This is a genomic window from Bradyrhizobium sp. HKCCYLS20291, from assembly GCF_051167715.1.
Classification (GTDB): Bacteria; Pseudomonadota; Alphaproteobacteria; order Rhizobiales; family Xanthobacteraceae; genus Bradyrhizobium.
This window is the reverse complement of sequence record NZ_JBNPTO010000014.1, coordinates 1-22,615: the sequence shown is the minus strand read 5'-3', so window position 1 is coordinate 22,615 and position 22,615 is coordinate 1. Positions and strand designations below refer to the sequence as shown.

Annotated in this window: 18 protein-coding genes; 7 read left to right on the top strand and 11 right to left on the bottom strand. The window is 66.2% G+C overall.

Translation table 11 applies throughout. From position 1 onward, the window contains the following. Positions 1-33 precede the first annotated feature (33 nt). Entirely contained in the window at positions 34-327 is a 294-nt protein-coding gene (locus ACQR07_RS26205; protein ID WP_434905010.1) for a hypothetical protein, read from the top strand. Continuing rightward, positions 324-1,016 carry a hypothetical protein gene (locus ACQR07_RS26200; protein WP_434905009.1) on the top strand — a complete coding sequence of 231 codons (693 nt, stop codon included), beginning with the start codon at positions 324-326 and terminating at the stop codon, positions 1,014-1,016. Before ACQR07_RS26205 ends, ACQR07_RS26200 begins: the two co-directional genes overlap by 4 nt. Positions 1,017-1,049: 33 nt before the next feature. On the opposite strand, the gene ACQR07_RS26195 is transcribed toward ACQR07_RS26200, so the two are convergent. Next, entirely contained in the window at positions 1,050-1,685 is a 636-nt protein-coding gene (locus tag ACQR07_RS26195) for a TetR/AcrR family transcriptional regulator (protein ID WP_434905008.1), read from the bottom strand. A gap of 344 nt (positions 1,686-2,029) precedes the next feature. On the opposite strand from ACQR07_RS26195, the gene ACQR07_RS26190 reads away from it, so the two are divergent. The 4 genes from ACQR07_RS26190 (at position 2,030) to ACQR07_RS26175 (ending at position 8,667) form a co-directional block, all read left to right on the top strand. Next, positions 2,030-3,154 carry an efflux RND transporter periplasmic adaptor subunit gene (locus tag ACQR07_RS26190; protein ID WP_434905007.1) on the top strand — a complete coding sequence of 375 codons (1,125 nt, stop codon included), beginning with the start codon at positions 2,030-2,032 and terminating at the stop codon, positions 3,152-3,154. Then, on the top strand, positions 3,151-4,227 hold the full coding sequence (locus tag ACQR07_RS26185; protein WP_434905006.1) for an efflux RND transporter periplasmic adaptor subunit: 1,077 nt from the start codon (positions 3,151-3,153) through the stop codon (positions 4,225-4,227). The genes ACQR07_RS26190 and ACQR07_RS26185 overlap by 4 nt, the downstream gene beginning before the upstream one ends. Continuing rightward, a complete protein-coding gene (locus ACQR07_RS26180; protein WP_434905005.1) occupies positions 4,224-7,301 on the top strand; it encodes an efflux RND transporter permease subunit in 3,078 nt (1,025 codons plus the stop codon). The genes ACQR07_RS26185 and ACQR07_RS26180 overlap by 4 nt, the downstream gene beginning before the upstream one ends. A gap of 91 nt (positions 7,302-7,392) precedes the next feature. Further along, complete coding sequence (locus ACQR07_RS26175) at positions 7,393-8,667, top strand: DUF2130 domain-containing protein (RefSeq protein WP_434905004.1); 1,275 nt, start codon at positions 7,393-7,395, stop codon at positions 8,665-8,667. Between the two features lie 318 nt (positions 8,668-8,985). On the opposite strand, the gene ACQR07_RS26170 is transcribed toward ACQR07_RS26175, so the two are convergent. From ACQR07_RS26170 to cyoA, 7 genes are read right to left on the bottom strand one after another with little or no spacing between them, the layout of a single operon-like run. Next, positions 8,986-9,519: a response regulator transcription factor gene (locus tag ACQR07_RS26170; RefSeq protein ID WP_434905003.1), complete on the bottom strand. Its 534-nt coding sequence runs from the start codon at positions 9,517-9,519 to the stop codon at positions 8,986-8,988. Then, positions 9,509-10,861, bottom strand: coding sequence for an ATP-binding protein (locus ACQR07_RS26165; protein ID WP_434905002.1), 1,353 nt, complete (start codon positions 10,859-10,861; stop codon positions 9,509-9,511). Before ACQR07_RS26165 ends, ACQR07_RS26170 begins: the two co-directional genes overlap by 11 nt. 13 nt (positions 10,862-10,874) lie before the next feature. Then, a complete protein-coding gene (locus ACQR07_RS26160; RefSeq protein ID WP_434905001.1) occupies positions 10,875-11,705 on the bottom strand; it encodes an SURF1 family protein in 831 nt (276 codons plus the stop codon). Then, positions 11,705-12,076 (bottom strand): cytochrome o ubiquinol oxidase subunit IV, encoded by a 372-nt coding sequence (cyoD, locus tag ACQR07_RS26155; RefSeq protein ID WP_434905000.1) that lies wholly within the window; start codon positions 12,074-12,076, stop codon positions 11,705-11,707. Before cyoD ends, ACQR07_RS26160 begins: the two co-directional genes overlap by 1 nt. Further along, positions 12,073-12,702: a cytochrome o ubiquinol oxidase subunit III gene (cyoC, locus tag ACQR07_RS26150; protein ID WP_434904999.1), complete on the bottom strand. Its 630-nt coding sequence runs from the start codon at positions 12,700-12,702 to the stop codon at positions 12,073-12,075. The genes cyoD and cyoC overlap by 4 nt, the downstream gene beginning before the upstream one ends. Then, positions 12,699-14,708, bottom strand: a complete 2,010-nt coding sequence (cyoB, locus tag ACQR07_RS26145) for a cytochrome o ubiquinol oxidase subunit I (RefSeq protein ID WP_434904998.1) — start codon at positions 14,706-14,708, stop codon at positions 12,699-12,701. Before cyoB ends, cyoC begins: the two co-directional genes overlap by 4 nt. A 10-nt stretch (positions 14,709-14,718) precedes the next feature. Then, a complete protein-coding gene (gene cyoA, locus ACQR07_RS26140; RefSeq protein ID WP_434904997.1) occupies positions 14,719-15,894 on the bottom strand; it encodes a ubiquinol oxidase subunit II in 1,176 nt (391 codons plus the stop codon). A 152-nt stretch (positions 15,895-16,046) separates the two neighbouring features. Here cyoA and ACQR07_RS26135 point away from each other — a divergent pair, with 152 nt between their 5' ends. Then, a complete protein-coding gene (locus tag ACQR07_RS26135; RefSeq protein WP_434904996.1) occupies positions 16,047-17,354 on the top strand; it encodes an MFS transporter in 1,308 nt (435 codons plus the stop codon). A 362-nt stretch (positions 17,355-17,716) separates the two neighbouring features. Here ACQR07_RS26135 and ACQR07_RS26130 read toward each other — a convergent pair whose 3' ends face one another. Genes ACQR07_RS26130 through ACQR07_RS26120 form a run of 3 tightly spaced genes read right to left on the bottom strand, consistent with a single transcriptional unit; the run spans position 17,717 to position 21,988 of the window. Next, entirely contained in the window at positions 17,717-19,429 is a 1,713-nt protein-coding gene (locus ACQR07_RS26130; RefSeq protein ID WP_434904995.1) for a thiamine pyrophosphate-binding protein, read from the bottom strand. A gap of 28 nt (positions 19,430-19,457) precedes the next feature. Continuing rightward, positions 19,458-20,396 carry an AEC family transporter gene (locus ACQR07_RS26125; protein ID WP_434904994.1) on the bottom strand — a complete coding sequence of 313 codons (939 nt, stop codon included), beginning with the start codon at positions 20,394-20,396 and terminating at the stop codon, positions 19,458-19,460. Between the two features lie 41 nt (positions 20,397-20,437). Further along, the gene (locus ACQR07_RS26120; RefSeq protein ID WP_434904993.1) at positions 20,438-21,988 is read right to left on the bottom strand and encodes an AMP-binding protein; all 1,551 of its coding nucleotides are present in this window, start codon (positions 21,986-21,988) and stop codon (positions 20,438-20,440) included. Positions 21,989-22,615: the final 627 nt, after the last annotated feature.

Below are 22,615 nucleotides of genomic sequence, written 5' to 3'. Positions count from 1 at the left end.
GGCCACATCAGCTCACAGCGAAACGCTCTCACCATGTCGATCTCCGCCAAAGGCCGGCTGGCCATTGTCGCGCTCATCGCGCTTGCCTGTTTGGCAAGCTCGGTTCTCAAGCTCTACCTGGGGCTGCTGTGCGTCTCGCTGCTCGTCAGCTTTGCCGTCGTCGGTGTCGTGGCCCGGGCCGTCGAGGAACTCGCCGCCAGGCGGCACCGCGGACCCGAGAGACGGCGGGGCCGCCGCTGTCGCACGGCGTACATCGACAAACCCCAGCAGATGCGGACGACCACGGTGGATCACGTCAACACGCCTTCGACAGGAGGTGGCTTATGAGTAAGGCGCTTGCGATCGGGCTCGCAACACTCTGCTGTTTCGCCGGCGGCGCTGCCCATGCTGAACGGCCAGCCTTCGCCATCGTCGATCACCCGTCGCAGGACGGACGCTGCATCGGCGACAACGGAACCGGCGACCTCGATCGATCGGAGACCGCCTGCCTCGCCCACGTCCCGGAGCTGGCCCAACGCCGCGGCGCCGCCTTGCAGCTGACGTTTCGCAATCGGCGCACGCGCGTCTATCGCAACGAGGACGCCAAATGTGCCGGCGATGACAAGGGCTGCGTCAAGTATCAGCTGACCGGATATTTCCCCGATCACGACCTGCTGCTGCTCGAGCGCGGCCGCCCTGAGGGCATCGACTGGCTGCTGGTGCGCGCCGACATCGGCGACGAGATCGGCATCGTCGCTCCGCCGCATTATTCGCCGTCGAAGCGCTGGCTGGTGTCGGTCACGTCCCGCCTCGAATCGTCGGGGCCGCCCGACGGCATCGATGTCATCCCCGCGAAACGCGACCGGACGCTGAAGGATTGGCACTACCGCACGCCGGAGGATGGCAAATGGCGCTACGAATTCGAACGCTGGGACAGCGAAGACGAGATCGTTCTGACGGCGAAGCCGAACGGGGACACGGCGGCGCCGCGGCCGGTGGCGATCCGTCGGAAAAAGAGCGAGTGGCTATTCAAATAGCCGCGCTGATCGCGTCGATCCGCCGCCTCTACCTCAGCCCCTCGCCCGCTTCCGCTTCGCCTCCAGCGCCGTCAGATAGGTCGCCATCATCTCCGGCAGCGCGGCGACCACGACGTCGCGGCTGCGCGGGTCCTGCTCGCGCGTGAACAGCAAGGTGCCGAGCACGACGGCATCGAAGGTGGTGGCCGCCTGCGCGCCGATCTCCGGGCCGAGCCTGGCCCGCATGACCCGGTCGATCACCGCCCTGAACTCGGCATGGGTGGTCTTGTCGTGCAGATCGAGCGTCGCCAGCGCGTCGGGATGGCGGACGAAGTAGCGCAGCGCCCAGCCGATCAATTGCTCGAAAACCTCCGAGGCCGACAAGGCGGCCCATTCGGCATCGCTTCGCTCGCGCATGCGATGGAAGGCGGGCTGCAATTCCACGTCGTGACGCTCGGCGAGCGCGTCGAGCATCTGATCCTTGTCGCGGAAGAAGTGATAGACCGAGCCGATCGATGCGCCGGCGCGCGCGGCGGTCGCGTGCATGCTCACCGCAGCCAACCCGGATTCCGCAATCAGCGCCGCCGCGGCGTCGAGCAGTTGCTCGCGGCGCTCGCGGCCGCGGGCCTGACGCGGAGCGCGGGGCGTTCGGACCGAAGCTTCCGGGGTGATCACATCCTTCCGTCGCACGTTGCGTTCGAACTCCCGGTTGATCCTCCGCAGATCGACGCGGCCGGCTTGGCCGCCACCGACGACGTTGGGCCAAGCCTAATCCTATCAACGGGAATGTTACTAGACATTTTTTTCTAGAAATGTTTGTCTAATTCACGTGCTGTCAAGGGGATGCTGCTCAGCATGGTTCCGAAAGCCATGATCCCGCTCTCAACGGCCAAACCCCGGTCGGGGTTCAATGGCCCGAACTTGCAATGACCGTCCTCCAATCCCGGACGCAGAGGACGACCGACGGTCTCCACCCCGGTCGGAACGACCGTCAACTCCGCTTGCAACCCCCGCCTGGGCCCGAACGTGCAACCATGAATTCACTGATGCGATCTCCACCTTCCCTCCGCAGGTCCGGCTCCCGCCTGCTGGCCGGCGCCATGTGTGCCGCGACCGGGCTGCTGCTTGCGGCCTGCGACCAGAAGACGGCGGCGACCGCGCCGCCGGTACGGTCGGTCCGGACCGAGGTCGTGAAACTGTCGGAACGGCGGCAATCCATCACGCTGACCGGCGACGTCCAGGCGCGCGTGCTGGCCGACTTGTCGTTCCGGGTCAGCGGCCGCGTCACCGAGCGGCTGGTCGAGGTCGGTGCGCACGTCACGGCCGGCCAGTTGCTCGCCAGGATCGATCCGGCCGAACAGCAGGCCGACCTCGATTCCGCCGAAGCCGCCGTCGCGGCGGCGCAGTCGCAGGTCAAGGTCGCGACCTCCAATTTTGGTCGCCAGCAGACGCTGATCACCAGCGGCTTCACCACGCGCGCAGCCTTCGACCAGGCGCAGGAAACGCTGCGCGCGGCGGAAGGTTCGCTGGAGGCCGCCAAGGCCCAGCGCGACACCGCCAAGGATGCCCTCGGCTTCACCGAGCTGCGCGCCGATGCCGACGGCACCATCACGGCGCGCAACATCGAAGTCGGCCAGGTGGCGCAGGCGGCGCAATCAGTGTTCACGCTCGCCCATGACGGCAATCGCGACGCGGTCATCGACGTCTATGAGGCGGCGCTGTCGCTCAAGTTCGACGACACCAAGGTGGCGCTCGCGCTGCTTTCCGATCCCTCGGTGACCGCCAAGGGCACCGTGCGCGAGGTCTCGCCGACGATCGATGCGAAGTCCGGCACTGTCCGGGTCAAGATCGCGATCGAGAATCCGCCCCCCGAGATGACCCTCGGCAGCGCCGTCAGCGCGACCGGCTTCATCAAGCCCGAGCAGCGCATCGTGCTGCCGTGGAGCGCGCTCAACGCGGACGGCAAGACACCGGCCGTCTGGCTGGTCGACCCCACCAGCAAGACCGTCTCGCTCGAGCCGATCAAGATCGAGGACTACGAGACTGGCGCGATCGTCGTCTCGGTGGGGCTGAAGCCGGGTGACCGCGTCGTCACCGAGGGCGGCAAGCTCCTGAGCGTCGGGCAGCAGATCACATTCAGCGAGGAGGCTCGGTCGTGATGACGCCGATGCGTTGTGTCGTTTCGCTTGGCGCACTGGCCGTGCTCGCCGGCTGCAACGAAAAGGCCGCGGCTCCCGAGCCGGTCCGGCCGGTGCTGTCGATGACCGTCGAGCCGCAGGCCGCCAATGCCGCCGCCGTGACCGGGACGATCGAGCCGCGCTACAAGGCCGATCTGAGCTTCCGCGTGCTGGGGCGCCTGATCGCGCGTCCCGTCTATGTCGGGGACATGGTCAAGCAGGACCAGGTGGTGGCGGCGATCGATCCCGCCGCGCTCGAGCTGGCCGTGCGTGCCTCGGCCGCCGAGGTCTCGCGCAGCCAGGCGCAACTGACCAACGCGACCGGGACCGAGGGCCGGCAGCGCGCTCTGCTGGAAACCGACGCGACGACGAAGGCGACCCTGGAAAGCGCGGAGCAATCGCGCGCAGCGGCGCAGGCCTCGGTGATCAAGGCGCAATCCAATCTCGCCAAGGCGCGCGAGCAGCTCGGCTATGCGCAGCTCAAGGCCGATTTCGCCGGCATCGTCACCGCCGTCAGCGCGGAGGTCGGCCAAGTCGTGTCGCCGGGCCGGAGCGTCGTGACGGTGGCGCGGCCCGACATCCGCGAAGCGGTCATCGACGTCGGCGACGACCTCGCCGGCAGCCTGCAGGTCGGCACCTCCTTCACGGTGCGGCTGCAGGTCGATCCCAAGGTCAGCTCAACTGGCAAGGTCCGCGAGATCGCGCCGCGCGCCGACGCCACCACGCGCACGCGCCGCATCCGTATCACGCTGGACGGTCCGCCCGAGATCATGCGGCTCGGCACCACGGTGACGGCATCGATGGAGACCGACCAGAAGACCGTCATTCGGCTGCCGCGCTCGGCCGTGCTCGAGCAGGACGACAAGCGCTTCGTCTGGCTGGTCGATAGCGGCAGCAAGACCGTCAAGCGGCAGGAAGTCACGATCGCCAGCAACGAGGACGGCAGCGTCCGCGTCACCGGCGGCCTCGGCGCCGGACAGCGCGTCGTCACCGCCGGCGTCCACAGCCTCAAGGATGGCCAGTCCGTCCGCATCGATCAGGATTCGCAGCCGTGAAATCGTTCAACCTCTCCGACTGGGCGCTCGAGCACCGCTCGCTGGTCTGGTACTTCATGATCGCCTTCATGGCTGCGGGCCTGTTCTCCTACGTCCATCTGGGCCGCGAGGAGGATCCCTCCTTCACCATCAAGACGATGCTGATCCAGGCGAAGTGGCCGGGCGCCTCCGCCGAGGAGATGACGCGGCAGGTCACCGACCGCATCGAGAAGAAGCTCGAGGAACTGCCGGCGCTCGACTACACCAAGAGCCTGACCGTTCCCGGCCAGACCACGGTGTTCGTCAACCTGCTCGCCACCACCAAGGCGCGCGACGTGGTGCCGACCTGGCTGCAGGTGCGCAACCTGATCAACGACATCAAAGGCGACTTTCCCTCGGGCGTCATCGGCCCCGGCTTCAACGACCGTTTCGGCGACGTGTTCGGCAACATCTACGCCTTCACCAGCGACGGCTTGAGCCAGCGCCAGCTGCGCGACCGTGTCGAAGAGGTCCGCGCCAAGGTGCTGACCGTGCCGAATGTCGGCCGCGTCGACATCGTCGGCGCGCAGAACGAGGTGATCTATCTCGAATTCTCGCCGCGCAAGGTGGCCGCTCTCGGCATCGACCAGCGCACCATCCTGACCGCGTTGCAGGCGCAGAACGCGGTGTCGCCGTCGGGCGTGCTGCAGGCGGGCCCGGAGCGCATCGCGGTGCGCGTCTCCGGACAGTTCACCTCGGAGGAGAGCCTCAAGGCGATCAACCTGCGCATCAACGATCGCTTCTTCCCGCTCACCGACGTCGCCACCATCACCCGCGGCTACGAGGATCCGCCGACCTCGCTGTTCCGCTTCAACGGCCAGCCCGCGATCGGGCTCGCGATCGGCATGAAGTCCGGCGCCAACCTGCTGGAGTTCGGCGAGGCGCTCAAGGAGGAGATGACCAAGGTCGTGGCCGACCTGCCGGTCGGCGTGGGCGTGCATCTCGTCTCGGACCAGCCGAAGATCGTCGAGGAGGCGGTCGGCGGCTTCACCAAGGCGCTGTACGAGGCGGTCATCATCGTGCTCGCGATCTCGTTCGTCAGCCTCGGCGTGCGCGCCGGGCTGGTGGTCGCGATCTCGATCCCGCTGGTGCTCGCGATCACCTTCCTGTTCATGGCCTATACCGGCATCTCCCTGCAGCGCATCTCGCTCGGCGCGCTGATCATCGCGCTCGGCCTGCTCGTCGACGACGCCATGATCGCGGTCGAGATGATGGTGGCGCGGCTGGAGGTCGGCGACTCCCTGCGCAAGGCCGCGACCTACGTCTACACCTCGACCGCGTTCCCGATGTTGACGGGCACGCTGGTGACGGTCGCCGGCTTCATCCCGATCGGTCTCAACAACAGCGCCGCCGGCGAGTTCACCTTCACGCTGTTCGTCGTGATCGCGGTGTCGCTGCTGGTGTCCTGGATCGTCGCCGTGCTGTTCACGCCGCTGCTCGGCGTCACCATCCTGCCGGCCTCGCTGCCGAGCCATCATGCCGAGGGCGGCCGCCTCACGCGGATGTTCCGCGCCATGCTCAACGCCTGCATGCGGCATCGCTGGACCACGATCATTGCGACCGTCCTGATCTTCGGGCTGTCGGTGTTCGGCATGCGCTTCGTGCAGCAGCAGTTCTTCCCCTCCTCCGACCGCAACGAACTGGTCATCGACTTCAACCTGCCGCAGAACTCCTCGATCACCGAGACCAACGCGCAGATGGCGAAGTTCGAAGCGGAGGCGCTGAAGGGCGATCCCGACATCGACCACTGGTCGACCTATGTCGGCTCCGGCGCGCAGCGCTTCGTGCTGTCGTTCGACGTGCAGCCGGCCGACGTCTCGTTCGGCCAGATCATCATTGTCACCAAGAGCCTCGAGGCGCGCGATCGCGCCCGCGCCAAGCTGCAGGCCTATCTGACCAAGACCTTCCCCGGCACCGACGCCTATGTGCATCTGCTCGACATCGGCCCGCCGGTCGGCCGCCCGGTGCAGTACCGCGTCAGCGGGCCCGATGTCGCCAAGGTGCGTGAGATCGCACAGGAGGCCGCTGGTGTGATGCGCAACAACAGCCATCTCGGCGCCGTCATCTTCGACTGGATGGAGCCCGCGCGCGTCGTCAAGGTCGACGTGCTGCAGGACAAGGCGCGCCAGCTCGGCGTCACCTCCTCCGACATCGCCAACGCGCTGAACGGCGTGCTCGACGGCACCTCGATCACCCAGGTGCGCGACGACATCTATCTGATCGACGTCCGTGGCCGCGCCCAGGCCAAGGAGCGGCAATCGCTGGAGACCTTGCGCGACTTGCAGCTATCCGGGTCCAACGGCCAGTCGATCCCGCTCGCGGCGCTGGCGACCCTGCGCTATCAGATCGAGCAGCCGGAAATCTGGCGCCGCTCGCGCCTGCCGACGCTGACCCTGAAGGCCAGCGTGATCGACCAGGTGCAGCCGAACACGGTCGTCGATCAGCTCAAGCCGGCCATGGCTGCCTTCAACGCCAAGCTCCCGGCCGGCTACAAAGTCGCGACCGGCGGCAGCGTCGAGGAGAGCGGCAAGAGCCAGGCGCCGATCATCGCGGTGGTGCCGATCATGCTGTTCACGATGGCCACGATCCTGATGCTGCAGCTGCAGAGCTTCCAGCGGCTGTTCCTGGTGTTCGCGGTGGCGCCGCTGGCGCTGATCGGCGTGGTCGCGGCGCTGCTGCCGAGCGGCGCGCCGCTCGGCTTCGTCGCCATCCTCGGCGTGCTGGCGCTGATCGGCATCCTGATCCGCAACTCGGTGATCCTGATCGTGCAGATCGAGCATCTGCGCGACGAGGGACGGCCGCCCTGGGAGGCCGTGATGGAGGCGACCGAACACCGCATGCGGCCGATTATGCTGACGGCGGCGGCGGCCTCGCTGGCGCTGATCCCGATCGCCCGCGAGGTGTTTTGGGGCCCGATGGCGTACGCGATGATGGGCGGCATCATCGTCGGCACCGTGCTGACCCTGCTGTTCCTCCCGGCGCTGTACGTCGCCTGGTTCCGCATCAAGACGCCTGAGACGAGGACGGAGCCGGAGGCCAAGCCGCACGCGGCGTGAATCGCGGATAATTGCACGGGATAAGCCGTCGCTTGGGTTAAATGCCACGCGGCGGCCGGGTAGATTCGGTGTCCATGCAAGGATGCGAATCATGACCGATCCACAGATCGTCTGCCCCTCCTGCCGCACCGAGATCCGGCTCACCGAGCAGCTCGCAGCGCCGCTGATCGCGGAGACGCGCCGGCAGTTCGAGCGCCAGCTGCAGGCCAAGGAGGCCGATTTCGGCCGCCGCGAGGCGCAGCTCAAGGCCGCGCAGGAGCAGATCGCGCAGGCCAAGGCCGCCATCGACCAGCAGGTCGCCGCCAAGCTGAAGGCCGAGCGTGCGGCCATTGCGCAAGCCGAGGCCGAACGGGCACGGCAGGCGGTCGCCGACGAGATCGGCAACCGCGACCGCCAGCTCGCCGAACTGCACGAAGCCATCGTCAGCAAGGACGCCAAGCTCGCCGACGCGCAGAAGGCGCAGGCCGAGATGATGCGCAAGCAGCGCGAGCTCGACGAGGCCCGCCGCGAGCTCGACCTCACCATCGAGACCAAGGTGCAGGAGTCGCTCGTCGCCGTGCGCGACAAGGCGCGGCTGGAAGCCGAGGACTCGTTGAAGGCGAAAGTCGCCGAGAAGGAGACCCAGATCGCCGGCATGCAGCGGCAGATCGAGGAGCTCCGCCGCAAGGCCGAGCAGGGCTCGCAGCAGCTGCAGGGCGAGGCGCTCGAGATCGAGCTGGAATCGCAGCTGCGCGCGCGCTTTCCGCGCGACCTGGTCGAGCCGGTGCCGAAGGGCGAATTCGGCGGCGACGTCATCCATCGCGTGGTCGGCCCCGGCGGCCAGGCCTGCGGCGCGATCCTGTGGGAGTCCAAACGGACCAAGAACTGGAGCGACGGCTGGCTGGTCAAGCTGCGCGACGATTTGCGCGCGGCGAAGGCCGACATCGCGCTGATCGTCTCCACGGCTTTGCCGAAGGGCGTCGACGGCTTCGACCTGATCGACGGCGTCTGGGTCGCCGAGCCGCGCTTCGCGTTGCCGCTGTCGCAGGCGCTGCGCCAGTCGCTGATCGACGTCGCCTGCAGCAAGCTCGCGCAGGAGGGCCAGCAGACCAAGATGGAAATGGTCTACGCCTATCTCACCGGTCCGCGCTTCCGCCACCGCATCGACGCTATCGTCGAGCGCTTCACCGAGATGCAGAGCGATCTGGACCGCGAGCGCAAGACCATGATGCGTCTCTGGGCCAAGCGCGAGGAGCAGCTGCGCGGCGTGCTGGACTCGACGGCCGGACTCTACGGCGACCTGCAGGGCATCGCGGGACGGGCGATGCAGGAGATCGAGAGCCTGGACGTGCTGCTGATCGAGGGCAGGAGCGAGGCGGCGGAGTAGCGCGGGGTTTCATTCACGGCCGGATGCAGCAGCCCCCTTTCGGGTAGCCAAGCTCAGCTTGAGCCCACGTCTCGCGGCTCGCACGGTGCACCTCGCCCCGCTTGCGGGGAGAGGTCGGATTGCATCGAAGATGCAATCCGGGTGAGGGGGTACAGGTCTCACCACATACACTCCCGGTGCGCGGGCCCCTTATTCATACTTCCCGTGCGGCTGCCCCTCACCCCAACCCTCTCCCCGTGAAGAACGGGGAGAGGGAGCGCACCGACCGTGCCGCAAGAGCTGAGCTTCATCTCAGCAACAAATCGATCGAATGGCGTCCTACTTCACCGGACGCTTCTCCAGCTTGCGCGCCAATGTTCGCCTGTGCATGCCGAGCCGTCTCGCGGCCTCGGAAATATTGAAATTCGTATCGATCAAGGTCTGGTGGATGCGCTCCCATTCGAGCGTCTTGATCGAGGTCGAGCGCTCGGCGAGCGCGACCTGGGCGTTGCCTTGGGCCTTGCGGAAGGCTTCCTCGATGTCGTCGGTATTCGACGGCTTGGCGAGGTAGTGGCAGGCGCCGAGCTTGATCGCTTCGACGGCGGTGGCGATGCTGGCGAAGCCGGTGAGCACCACGATCAGCATCTCCGGATCGTGCGCGTGCAGCCTCTCGACGCAGACGAGGCCGGAGGCGCCGCCGAGCTTCAGGTCGACGACGGCATAGCCGAAATTCTTGTCCTTCAGAGCTTCGTCGACCTGCTCGAGCGAGGGCGCGATCACGGCGTCGTAGCCGCGGCGCTCGAACGAGCGCTTCAAGGTGCGCGCAAAGCCGTCGTCGTCCTCGACGATCAGGAGGGAGCGTTCAATCTCCACGGGGCTCTCCAATCGCAAGCATCGAGAGCGGCAGCGACAGCCGCACGGTGGCCCCGCGTCCCCTGTGGTTCCAGGCTGAAACGCCGCCACCAAGCTTGCGGATCACGTTGACCACCAGGAACAGGCCGAGGCCGCGACCCGGACGGCCCTTGCTCGACTGATAGGGGCGCCCGAGCTGCGCCAGCATGGCGGGATCGAAGCCCGGGCCGCGATCGCTGACGCTGAGCAGCAGCTGATCGCCGTCGCGCTCGACGACGAGCTCGACCCACTCACGCGACACCTCGAAGGCGTTGTCGAGCACGTTGACGATCGCCTGCTTGAGCGCGACGTCGGAGACGATCGTGGGATCCGAGCCGAACTCGTTGCGGACCATCAGGTTGCGCGCCGAGCGCGCCGCACGCCATTCGTCGACCAGCGTCGTCAGGAACGCCGTCAACGTCGTCGGCGCCGAGCCCTCGCCACGCGCCTGCCCCGCCGAGACCAGAATGTCGGTGACGATCGACTTGCAGCGCTGCACGGCCACTTCCATCTCGGTGAAATCCTCGGCCAACGCCGGATCGGCCGAGATCGCGGTCATGCGCCGCCAGTCGTTGAGGATCACCGAGATCGAGGCCAGCGGCGTGCCCAGCTCGTGCGCGGCGCCCGACGCGAGCAGGCCCATGCGGATGATGTGATCCTGCTCGGCGGCATGCTGGCGCAGGTCGGCGAGCTTGGCGTCGCGCTCACGCAAATTCCGGTTGATGCGGGTGACGAAGACGACGAGCAGCACGGCATCAAGCACGAAACCGACGAACATGCCGGTGATATGCAGAGCGAACGGATCGCTGACATGATGCTGCGGCAGCGCCAGCGGCCGATATTCGATCGTGAGCCAGACGAAGCTGAGCACGGTGAGCGCAACCAGCGACCAGGACGAGCGGGCGTCGAGCAGCACGGCGCCGAGCGTGACCTGCAGCAGATAGAGACAGGTGAACGGATTCGACGCGCCGCCGGTGAGATAGAGCTCCGACGTCAGCGCCACGACATCGAGCATCAACGCGATCAAGAGATGCCGGTTGCCGACGTCGTCGCGATAGCGCAGCCAGATGTGGCTGGCAATATTGAGCGCGACCAGCGCGCAGATGATCGCAGCCATCGGCAGCACCGGCAGCGCGATGCCGAACCAGTAACTCACGAAGGCGATGGTGACGATCTGCCCGACCACGGCGATCCAGCGCAGCTGGATCAACAGCACCATGTTCTTGCGGTTGGTGGCGTCCTTGGTCGTGACCGGCGCATGGATCTCGGGCGCGGCGAGTGCCGCCACGGCTCCGATCGGCAGGTTCGGCGCTTCATTCCTCATGCGACGGCGCCGCTCAAGATGATGACGCCTCGTGTCCGCGCATGCCTTGCTGCCGATCGTCCCATTCCGCATCCTGCGCTGCCGCCACGCCGGTCTCGCTGCGCGCGCGGTAGAGCCGCTGCACACCGGCGCCGGCCAGCATCAGGGCCAATGTAAACCACGTCAGCGCGTAAACCAGATGGTTGTTCGGAAACGCGATCACGGTCAGGCCCCCGATCGGATAGCCGCCGGGATTGGGCGCGGCATCGGCATCGATGAAGAAGGGAGCGACATCGCGCAAGCCGCGTGTCGCCGTAATCGCCGCGACATCACGTGAATACCAGCGATTGGCGGCGGGATCGTTGTGGCGCAGAAAGCCGCCGCCGGGCTCGGAGATCCGCAGCAGCCCGGTCACGCTGACCGGACCATCCGGGTTCCCAGCGCGGCGGCTTGCGACATCGCGTCGATCCGGGGGCACGAAGCCGCGGTTCACCAGCACGACGCCGTCGGCCGTCTGCAGCGGCGTCACCACCCAGTAGCCCGGCCCCTCGACCGTGAGCGCCTGGACCAGCGTCTCGCGGTCGTAGAGGAAGCGACCGCTCAGAGTCACCCGCTTATATTCATCGTCGCTGCGATTGATCGCCGGCCACGCAACGCGATCCGGTACAGGCACTGCCTCAGCGTGGATGCGACGCTCGACCCGGTCGCTCAGATCGAGCTTCCAGGCGCGGCGCTCGACCTGCCAGACGCCGAGGGCCAGCAGGATCGCGACGCACGCGACCCATGCCGCGCCGATCGCGAGCGTCGCCGGCCGCCACGCGCGCCGCGCGGCTCGTTCCCCTGCCCCGTCGGCAGGAGCCGGCATCACGGCGTCGAGCCCATCTCGTGCACCGGCATCATGTTGGTCGTCAGATGATGCATGACCCAGAGCGAGCCGGAGAGCGCGATCACCACCATGATGATGGTGAAGATCAGCGCCATCATGGTCCAGCCGCCCTCGGCCTTGGTGTTCATGTGCAGGAAGAACACCATGTGGACGACGACCTGCACGGCCGCGAACGCCGTGATGATCAGCGCCGTCGCCTGCTTGTCGAGCGCGCCGGTCATGACCAGCAGGAACGGGATCGCGGTCAGGACGACGGACGCGCCGAAGCCGATCAGTTGCCCCGAACGCGTGCCGGCATGATCATCGGCCGCGTGGTGCGCATCCGCGTGGGCGTGGACTTCCGAGCTCATCGCAGCATCCCCATCAGATAGACGAAGGTGAAGACCCCGATCCAGATCACGTCGAGGAAGTGCCAGAACAGGCTGAGGCAGACCAGCCGGCGCCGGTTGGGCTCGATCAGGCCGAAGCGCTGCACCTGCACCATCAGCGTGACCAGCCAGACCAGACCGAACGTCACGTGCAGGCCGTGGGTTCCCACAAGCGTGAAGAACGACGACAGGAAGGCGCTGCGCTGCGGCGTCGCGCCCTCATGGATCATGTGAGCGAACTCGGTCAACTCGATGCCGAGGAAGGCGAGGCCGAACATGCCTGTGACCACCAGCCATCCCTGCATCGCACTGAGCCGGTTCTGCTGCATCGACAGCATCGCGAAGCCGTAAGTGAGCGAGGACAGCAGCAGGAACGAGGTGTTGACCGCAACCAGCGACAGGTCGAACAGGTCCTTCGGCGCCGGGCCGGCGGCATACTTCGCGCCGAGCACGCCATAGACGGCGAACAGGATCGCAAAGATGAGGCAGTCGCTCATCAGATAGATCCAGAAGCCGAGCATCGTGCTGCTGCCTTCCGGGTGCTCGTGCTCGTCGACGAGGTAGAAGACCGGCTCGCCGGCCTTCAGGGTGCCCGTTGCGATCGTCATGACTTCGCTCCTGCCGCGAGCAGCGTGGTCCGCGCGCGCTCGACGCTGACGACCTCATCGACCGGGATGTGGAAGCTGCGGTGATAGTTGAAGGTGTGGGCGATCGCGACCGCCAGCAGCGCGACGAAGCTGCCGGCCGCCATCCACCACATGTACCAGATCAGGCCGAACGCCATGGTCGTGCTGAGCCCCGCCAGGATCACGCCGGTGCCGGTGTTGCTCGGCATGTGGATCGCCTTGAAGCCGCCGAGCGGACGCGCATAGAAGCGGCGCTTCATGTCCCACCAGGCGTCGTTGTCGTGCACGACGGGCGTGAAAGCGAAATTGTAGGCCGGCGGCGGCGACGACGTCGCCCACTCCAGCGTGCGCGCATCCCAGGGATCGCCGGTGACGTCGGCGAGTTGCTCGCGGCGCAGGACGCTGACGGCGATCTGGATCAGGAAGCTGGCGATGCCCAAGAGGATCAGGAACGCGCCGACGCCCGCGATGATGAACCAGATCTGCAGGCTTGGATCATCGAAGGTGCGCAGGCGGCGGGTCACGCCCATCAGGCCGAGCACGTAGAGCGGCATGAAGGCGAAGTAGAAGCCCACCGTCCAAAACCAGAACGACATCTTGCCCCAGAACGGATCGAGCTTGTAGCCGAACGCCTTCGGGAACCAGTAGGCGATGCCGGCGAACAGGCCGAACAGCACGCCGCCGATGATCACGTTGTGGAAATGCGCAACCAGGAACAGGCTGTTGTGCAGCACGAAGTCGGCCGGCGGCACCGCGAGCAGAACGCCGGTCATGCCGCCGATCACGAAGGTCAGCATGAAGGCGACCGTCCACATCATCGGCAGCTCGAAGCGGATGCGGCCACGGTACATCGTGAACAGCCAGTTGAACATCTTCGCGCCCGTCGGGATCGAGATGATCATCGTCGTGATGCCGAAGAACGAGTTCACGCTGGCGCCGGAGCCCATCGTGAAGAAATGGTGCAACCAGACCAAATAGGACAGGATGGTGATGACGACGGTCGCGTAGACCATCGAGGTGTAGCCGAACAGCCGCTTGCCCGAAAACGTCGAGGTCACCTCGGAGAAGATGCCGAACGCCGGCAGGATGAGGATGTAGACCTCCGGATGGCCCCAGATCCAGATGAGGTTGACATACATCATCGGATCGCCGCCGAAATCATTGGTGAAGAAATTAGTGCCGACGTAGCGGTCGAGCGACAGCAGCGCCAGCACTGCCGTCAGCACCGGGAAGGAGGCGACGATCAGGACGTTGGTGCACAGCGAGGTCCAGGTGAAGACCGGCATCTTCATCATGGTCATGCCGGGCGCCCGCATCTTGACGATGGTACAGATCAGGTTGACGCCGGACAGCAGCGTGCCCACGCCCGCGACCTGCAGCGCCCAGATGTAGTAGTCGACGCCGACATCCGGACTGTAGGACATGTTCGAGAGCGGCGGATAAGCCAGCCAGCCGGTGCGCGCGAACTCGCCGACGAACAGCGAGCACATCACCAGCACGGCGCCTGATGTGGTCATCCAGAAGCTGAAATTGTTGAGGAACGGAAACGACACGTCGCGGGCGCCGATCTGCAGCGGCACGACATAGTTCATCAGGCCGGTGACCAGCGGCATCGCCACGAAGAAGATCATGATCACGCCGTGGGCCGTGAACACCTGATCATAATGATGCGAGTTGAGGTAGCCCTCGGAGCCGTTGAAGGCGATCGCCTGCTGCAGGCGCATCATCAGGGCATCCGCAAAGCCGCGCAGCAGCATGACGATGCCGAGCACCATGTACATGATGCCGATGCGCTTGTGGTCGACGGTGGTGAACCACTCCTTCCAGAGATAGCCCCAGAGCTGGAAATAGGTGATGGCGCCGAACAGCGCGAGGCCGCCGAGCGCGACCATCGCGAAGGTGCCGACGATGATCGGCTCATGCAGCGGCAGCGACTCCAGGGTCAGCCGGCCGAAGATGAGCTTGGTGAGATTGGCTGTGTCGAACATGGTGTTGTCCTCACGAATCCGACTTGGAGGTGGACCACGTGATGAAGGATGCCTTGGACGGCCGCATCAAGCCGGGCCGTTCCAAGCCGCGTCCCTGCAGCGGCGTCCAGTCGAGCGGCGCCAGCACGGTCGGCGAGGAGTCCGCGGCCATGCGCGTGACCTGATCGCCCGGCAGGCAGACGCCGCCGGCGACGAAGCTCGGCTCGGCGCCGAACACCGCGCCGCGGCCGGCGAACTTGTCATAGGCGAGCGGCAGCGTGTTGCTGATGCCGGCCATGCCCATGCCGCCCCTGGCGTCGATCGCCATCATCTCGCTCATGCACATCTTGCCGGTCTCGACGCACATGTTGAGGATGGCTCGGAACAGGTCGCCATCGACGGAGGCGTAGTAGCGCACCGGCTCGTTGGCGCTCGGACGCTCCAGGGTCAGATATTCTGGCTTTCCGAGCTGATTGCCGCTGGCCTTGGCCTTCTCGACCCAGCCGCTGAACTCCGCATTCGGCAGGCCGTGGAAGGCGAAGCGCATGCCGGAGAAGCCGGCGCCGCTGTAGTTCGCCGAGAAGCCGCGATAGACGCCGGGCTTGTTGATGACCGCGTGCAGCCGGCTCTGCATGCCCGGCATCGCATAGATCTGGCCGGCGAGTGCCGGAATATAGAACGAGTTCATCACCGACGAGGACGTGATCCGGAAATCGAGCGGCCGGTTCACGGGAGCCGCGAGCTCGTTGAGGCTGGCGATGCCGTATTCGGGGTAGATGAACAGCCACTTCCAATCGAGCGCGACGACGTTGACCTCGAGCGGCTTGTCCTGCGGCGTCACCGCGCGATCGGCGGAGATGCGGCCGAGCGTGCGATAGGGATCGAGCAGATGCGTGCCCATCCAGGTCACGGCGCCCAGGCAGATGATGATCAGCAGAGGTGCCGCCCAGATCAGCAGCTCGAGCTGGGTCGAGTGATCCCAGTCCGGCGTGTACGTCGCTGCCTTGTTGGACTGGCGGTAGCGCCAGGCGATCATGGCGGTGGCCACCATCACCGGCACCACGATCAGCAGCATCAGCACCGTGGCGATGACCACGAGATCGCGCTGCTGGGCCGCGACATCACCGGACGGCGAGAGCACCACCAGATTGCAGCCGCCGAGCGCGAGCCCCAGCGGCGCCAGAGCCAACGATTTCCAGTAACGCACGTTTAACCTCGTCGAAAGGCGGATCTCTGAACGAGGCCTCACGTAGCGACCGGACGTCACGCCCAACATTGGACAATTTGTCCAATACCGGACCGACGCCCCGGCGGACATTTTCGGGCCGAGAATAGAATGCGAGAGGACTGCGAGCGGCGATGACACAGGCAGCGGCCATGGACGGCGAAACCGATCTCTCCCGCAGGCATGAGGCGAATCCGGGCGAGATCGCGATCGGCGTCATCATCGGCCGCACGTCGGAGTTCTTCGACTTCTTCGTTTACGCCATCGCCTCGGTGATCGTGTTTCCGCGCCTGGTGTTCCCGTTCGCCGACGAACTGACGCAGACGCTGTATTCCTTCGCGCTGTTCGCCCTCGCCTTCATCGCGCGTCCGTTCGGCAGCGTGATCTTCATGGCGATCGACCGCCGTTACGGCAAGAGCGCCAAGCTGATCACAGCGCTGTTTCTATTGGGCACCTCTACGGTCGCGATCGCCTTCCTGCCGAGCTATCACACCGTCGGCGCCGCCGCGATCTGGCTGCTGGCGCTGGCGCGAGTAGGCCAGGGCCTCGCCTGGGGCGGCGCCTGGGACGGCCTCGCCTCGCTGCTCGCGATGAACGCACCGGAGCATCAGCGCGGCTGGTATGCGATGATTCCGCAGCTTGGCGCGCCGCTTGGGCTGATCGTCGCCAGCGTGCTGTTCGCGTTCTTCGTCGGCAATCTCTCGGCAGCGGATTTCTTTGACTGGGGCTGGCGCTATCCGTTCTTCGTCGCGTTTGCCATCAACGTCGTGGCGCTGTTCGCGCGGCTGCGCATGGTGGTCACCCCCGAATATGACGAGCTATTCCAGTCGCGCGAATTGCAGCCGGCCAGCGTCGGCAGCACCATTCGCCACGAAGGCCGCAACATCGTGATCGGCGCCTTCGCGCCGCTCGCGAGCTTTGCCCTGTTCCACATGGTGACGGTGTTTCCGCTGTCCTGGGTGTTCCTGTTCACCAAGGAGACGCCGGCCCGCTTCCTGGTCATCGAGGCCGTCGGCGCGGTGTTCGGCGTGATCGCCATCGTCGCCTCCGGCATGCTCGCCGACCGCATCGGCCGCAGATCGCTGCTGATCGGCTCTGCCATCGCAATCGCGGTGTTCTCCGGCTTTGCTCCGCAGCTGCTCGACGCGGGTCCTGCGGGCGAGACCATCTACATGGTGCTCGGCTTCATCCTGCTCGGCTTGTCGTTCGGCCAGTCCTCCGGAGCGATCGCCGCGAACTTCGCCCGCACCTATCGCTACACGGCATCGGCGCTGACGGCGGATTTGGCGTGGCTGTTCGGCGCCGGCTTCGCGCCGCTTGCCGCGCTGCTGCTGGCGTCGTATTTCGGCCTGCTGTCGGCCGGCGGCTATCTGCTGTCCGGCGCGGTCTGCACGTTGCTCGCGCTGTGGCTCAGCGCGCCAAGGCAGCTGCAGCAGACGTAGTCGTCGCGCGAGTTGATGCCTCGGCAAGGCTTGCTACGAGCCACGCGCTCGGCGACCGCGCACCAAGCAGGAATGAGTTCACTCGCCATTGCCAGTGATTGCGCCCTCGCCCCTTGTGGGAGAGGGCATGTAGGACAGTGCGTCAAACTCGGTTGGGTGAGGGGTTTGTCTCCTCACGCGAGACTGTCTCCGTAGAGAGAGACCCCTCACCCGGTATGATCGCGCGTTGCGCGCTCATACCACCCTCTCCCACAAGGGGAGAGGGTGCACTGCCGCCGTGTCTGATTGTGAGTGCTACGCGAACGCGACCGACCGTCGCTGCTGTTGCCAGGCGAGCGCTGATCGTCCTGGCTTTTGATACTTCAGCTCCCCCGCCACTTGCGCTCCGCCTCGTCCCACGCCGCCAGCGGCTGCAGGTCAGGCACCCACGCCAGTCCTGTCTTGGCATCCGATGACACCGCCTCCGGCGTCACCACCATGTCGAGCAGCGCCGGGCGATTGGCGAGCGCCCGCTGGATCGCTGGGCCCAACTGCTCCTCCGTCTCGACGCGCTCGGCATGCATGCCGAAGGCGCGGGCCATCGCGGCGTGATCGGCGAATTGAAGTTTCGTGCCGACGACCTTGCCGTGCGTCACGGTCTGGTCGTGCACCTCGATCTGCCAGGCGCCGTTATTGGCCACGACGATCAGCACGGGTGCCTTGTGGCGCACGGCGGTGTCGACCTCGATCGCGTTAAAGCCGAACGCGCCATCGCCGGTCGCGACCACCACCGGCTTGTCGGGATAAGCGAGACTCGCGGCGATGCCGTAGGGCACGCCGATGCCGATGCAGCCGAACGGGCCGGGATCGAGCATCAGGGGCGCGCTCAAGCCCACGCGGGCGAAGGACAGGAAGTCGCCGCCGTCGGTGATGACCACGGCGTCGTTACCGATGGCGTCCTGGATCGCCGAGAGCACGCGATTGGGATGCAGCCGGCCGTCGGAGCCGGCTGGCGCCGCCGCCATGCTCTGCTTCAGCTTGGCGGCGCGCTCCTGATGGCTGGCGCGCAGCTTCAACGCCCATGATTTGTCGACGGCGGATTCGCGGTTGCCTGCCAGCGCGACCATCGCGCGCAACGTTTCCGCAGGTGACGCGAGGATCTCAGCCGCGCCGCGGCGGTTGTCGCGCAGCTCGCTCGCGGTATCGCTGATGCGCACGAACTTGGCGTCCTTGAACACGGCCGGCGAACCATAGGCGAGCTGGAAGTCGAGCTTGCGGCCGACGGTGAGGATCACATCGGCATCGCCCATGACAGCGCCGCGCATCGCGCCGACCACGGAGGGATGGTCGTCCGGCACCAGGCCCCTGCTCTCGCCGGTGTCGAGATAAACAGCGCCGAGTCGGTCGAGCAGCGCGATCAGCTCAGGACCTGCGCCGCGCGCGCCGCGTCCGGAAATCACCAGCACGCGCCTTGCCGACCACAACAGCTCCACAGCCTTCTCGACCTCCGCCGCATCGGGCCGCGTCGCGGCGCGCGGCTTCGGCGCGAGATGCTCCTCGAGCTGCAACGCCTTGGGCACGATGCCGCGCAACGTGTCGACCGGGAAGTCGATGAAGACAGGTCCCGGCTCGCCGCCATCGCCGAACGCGCGCGAGATCGCCTCGTCGAGTTCCTGCAGCACCAGCGACGGCTCGCGCACGGTGCGGGCATAGCGGGTGATCGAGCGCACCAGCTGGGTGTGGTCCATGTCCTGCAGGCCGCCGCGGTTCTCCTGCGGCCGCGGATTGCCGCCTGACATCACCAGCACCGGCGCGCGCGAGACGTGGGCGTTGGCGATGCCGGTGATCGCGTTGGTCATGCCGGGTCCCGCCGTGACCAATGCGACGCCGAGCTCGCCGGTGAGCTCCGCATGCGCCTGCGCCATGTGGACGGCGGCGCGCTCGTCGCGCACGTCGATGATGCGGATGCCCTCGGCGTCGAGCCGCATCCAGATCGGCATGATGTGGCCGCCGCACAGCGCGAAGACGCGGGCAACGCCGCGGCGCTTGAGCAGGCGGGCGATCAGGTCGGCGGCACTGTCGGGAGAGACTTTCATCGGAGCACTCCGGCGGATGATGTTGTGATCAGCCCGGCGCCAGCCAGGCCACGAGCAGCGAGACCGTGAGAACGGCGAAGATGTGCGAGACGAGGATCGAGCCTGATGTCACGCCCGCCTCCAGCCCATACAGCTTGGCGATCGTGAACGGCCCGGAGCCGATCGGCAGCGCGCTGAGAATGACGGCCGAATGCGACCACAGCGGCGGCATTGAAAAGACGTGAAAGGCGAGCAGCGCAGTGACAGCGGGCTGCATCACCAGCTTCAGCGAGACGAGAATGGCGATCGAGGTTGCATCGTGCGTGACGACGCGCTCCTGCGCCAGGAACAGGCCGATGCAGACCAGCGCCGCCGGCGAGGCCGCGCCGCCGAGCAAGGTGGTGAAGCTCATGAACGGCGCGGGAAGCGCGAAGCCACTGAGGCCCACCGCGAGTCCGGCGACGGGCGCAATGAACAGTGGGCTGGTCAGCAGCGAGCGCGCGACCTTTGCCACTGTGGCCCCGAGCGACGCGCCCTTCTGCAGATCCATCTCGACGACGACGATCGCAAACAGGAACAGCACGCAGGCCGTGAACAGGGTCGCGATGATCGAGGCCGGCGCACTGTCGGGGCCGAACACCAGCAGGCACATCGGAATGCCCATGAAGCCGACATTGCTGTAGCCGGCGTCCAGCCCCTCGATGCTGGCGTTCGCCACGCGGCGGCCGCGCAGCCGGCTGATGACGAAGCCGGTCGCAAAAGTCGCGGCGATGCCGCCGCAGAACGCGCCGATGAAGCCGAACTGGCTGACCTGCTCGACGCCGATCTTGGACATCGCCGTGAAGATCAGCGCCGGCAGCGCGAGATACACCGCGAAGCGGTTGAGATTGTCGGTCGCGGTGCGATCGAACACACCGAACCGTCCGCACAAAAATCCGGTCAGGATCAGCGCGAAGATGGGGAGAGCGGAATTGAGGACGGCCTGCATCGCAGCTATCTATCAGACCGCAGCGCATTGCCACCACTCGTTCACGAAAATCTCTTCTTCAGCTCGCGATGCAGGATCTTTCCGGTGGCGTTGCGCGGCATCTCGCTGTCGGTGATGAAGGCGTAGGAGCGCGGCCGCTTGAAGCCGGCAAGGCGTTCCTTGGCCCAGTCGACCAGCTCGCACTCCTGCACCGTCATGCCGTCGCGCGGCACGATCACGGCATGGACGCGCTCGCCCCATTTGTCGTCGGGCAGCCCGATCACGGCGATGTCCTTGACCCCAGGATGTGCGCCGACCAGCGCCTCGACCTCGGAAGGATAGATATTCTCGCCGCCAGAGATGATCATGTTGCTCTTGCGGTCGGCGAGATGGATGTAGCCGTCGGCGTCGCGGCGGGCCATGTCGCCGACCGAGCAATAATCGCCGCGGAACGCCTCCTTCGTTTTCTCGGGAAGGCGCCAGTAGCAGTCGAAGGTGTGCGCGTTGGAGGAATAGAGCTCGCCCGCCTCGCCGTCCGGCACCTCGTTGCCGGCCTCGTCGAGGATGCGGATCGGCGCCGCGCCGACGCATTCGCGCCCGACCGAGCCGAGCTTGGTGAACTGCTCGTGCGGATGCAGCATCGTGACCCAGCCGGTCTCGGTCGCACCATAGAGCTCGTAGAGGCCGGACTTCGGGAACATCTCCATCACCTCGCGCTTGGTCTCCGGGCGCGCCGGCGCCGAAGAGATCATCAGCTTGGTGATCGCGCTGAAATCGTGCTGCGTGCGGATCGCGCGCGGCAGGTCGAGCATCATGATGTAATGCGTCGGCACCAGCGAGGTGAAGGTCGAGCCGCCGTCGGCGAGCGTCGTCACCGCGTGCTCTGGATCAAAACTCTTGCGCGAATAGATCGAGTTGACGCCGCCTATATAGCCGAACGCGCCGAAGAAATTGAGCGAGTTGGCGTGGCACATCGGCATCACCAGCAGCGCGCCGTCGTTGCGGCTCAGCTTCAACTCGATCTCGGTGACCATCGACAGCAGCACGGCGCTGCGATGGCTGCGCAGCACGCCCTTGGGCTTGCCGGTCGTACCCGAGGTGTACATCAGCGTCCAGGGATCGGACAGCGCGACCTGCTGCTCCGGCTCGCGATCAGCAGCCGCGGCGATGATGTCCTCATAGCCGCGATAGCCGGCCGGACGCGGCCTGGTGCCAAAATGGATGAAGCGATCGTCGGCGATACCGAGATCCTTGCGCGCCTCCTCGACGAGGCCTGTGAGTTCGTCCTGTACGATGACCGCGGCCGCTTCGGCGTTCTGGACGATGAACTGCACCTCGGGCGCGGTGAGGCGGAAGTTGATAGGGAGCGCCACCAAGCCGGCCTTGGCGGTCGCGGCGTAGATCTCGCACCACTCGACGCAATTGTAGGCCAGGATCGCGACGCGATCGCCCTTGGCGAGGCCGAGCCCGAGCAGCGCGTTGGCCAGCCGGCAGGCGCGCGCGTTCCAGAGCGCAAAACTCATCGCGCGCTCCAGGTCACGGGCGCCGGTGCGATCCGGCGACATGCGGGCGTGGGCGGACAGCATCTGCCCGAAGTTCAAGAGGTCCCTCATCGTCGTTCCCTCCTCCGTTTTGAATTCGTATTCCGAATTCGAATTCAAATCAAGGGGCGCTAATGGAACTTCTTTGAGATCTGTGGGAGGATTTGAGGCGTCTGGTCCTGCTGGCCTTTTTTGGCTGATCACACAAGCCGACCCCCACAAAAGGTGTCGTCCCGGGCAAGCCTGCCAACGCGCCAGCGTTGGCAGGCGCCGACCCGGGACCCATACGCCGCGGCGGACGTGGCTGGGCGAGATCTGTCGACCATCGTGCCACGCACGTCTCCCTAGGGTTATGGGTCCCGGATCTGCGCGCGCTCACCGGACAACGCTTGCGCGTTGCCGGGAGCGCGCTTGTCCGGGACGACAGTGGTGGTGGTGGTGCAGCCAGACTTGATGATCGAGGGCAGAGCCGGCTGAGGAGATCAGTAAAAGCGATCAGATCAACCGAAACAAACAGTGCGGAGGTGACCCGAGGGCGCCAAAGACAATCATCAAAACAAACAGGGTGGAGCGGCATACCGCCCCACCCCGTCGTTGTTGTTACGCCTTCATCGCCGCCTTCACCGCCGCGGCGGTGATCGGCAGCGAGCGCAGCCTTGCGCCGCAGGCGTTGTAGATGGCGTTGCCGAGCGCCGGCGC

Excerpts from the sequence above, each read along its gene's own strand:
- ACQR07_RS26205 (WP_434905010.1), top strand. The coding sequence starts at position 34 with ATGTCGATCTCCGCCAAAGGCCGGCTGGCCATTGTCGCGCTCATCGCG.
- ACQR07_RS26200 (WP_434905009.1), top strand. The coding sequence starts at position 324 with ATGAGTAAGGCGCTTGCGATCGGGCTCGCAACACTCTGCTGTTTCGCC.
- ACQR07_RS26190 (WP_434905007.1), top strand. The coding sequence starts at position 2,030 with ATGAATTCACTGATGCGATCTCCACCTTCCCTCCGCAGGTCCGGCTCC.
- ACQR07_RS26175 (WP_434905004.1), top strand. The coding sequence starts at position 7,393 with ATGACCGATCCACAGATCGTCTGCCCCTCCTGCCGCACCGAGATCCGG.
- ACQR07_RS26165 (WP_434905002.1), bottom strand. The coding sequence starts at position 10,861 with ATGAGGAATGAAGCGCCGAACCTGCCGATCGGAGCCGTGGCGGCACTC.
- ACQR07_RS26160 (WP_434905001.1), bottom strand. The coding sequence starts at position 11,705 with ATGCCGGCTCCTGCCGACGGGGCAGGGGAACGAGCCGCGCGGCGCGCG.
- cyoD (WP_434905000.1), bottom strand. The coding sequence starts at position 12,076 with ATGAGCTCGGAAGTCCACGCCCACGCGGATGCGCACCACGCGGCCGAT.
- cyoC (WP_434904999.1), bottom strand. The coding sequence starts at position 12,702 with ATGACGATCGCAACGGGCACCCTGAAGGCCGGCGAGCCGGTCTTCTAC.
- cyoB (WP_434904998.1), bottom strand. The coding sequence starts at position 14,708 with ATGTTCGACACAGCCAATCTCACCAAGCTCATCTTCGGCCGGCTGACC.
- ACQR07_RS26135 (WP_434904996.1), top strand. The coding sequence starts at position 16,047 with ATGACACAGGCAGCGGCCATGGACGGCGAAACCGATCTCTCCCGCAGG.
- ACQR07_RS26130 (WP_434904995.1), bottom strand. The coding sequence starts at position 19,429 with ATGAAAGTCTCTCCCGACAGTGCCGCCGACCTGATCGCCCGCCTGCTC.
- ACQR07_RS26125 (WP_434904994.1), bottom strand. The coding sequence starts at position 20,396 with ATGCAGGCCGTCCTCAATTCCGCTCTCCCCATCTTCGCGCTGATCCTG.
- ACQR07_RS26120 (WP_434904993.1), bottom strand. The coding sequence starts at position 21,988 with ATGAGGGACCTCTTGAACTTCGGGCAGATGCTGTCCGCCCACGCCCGC.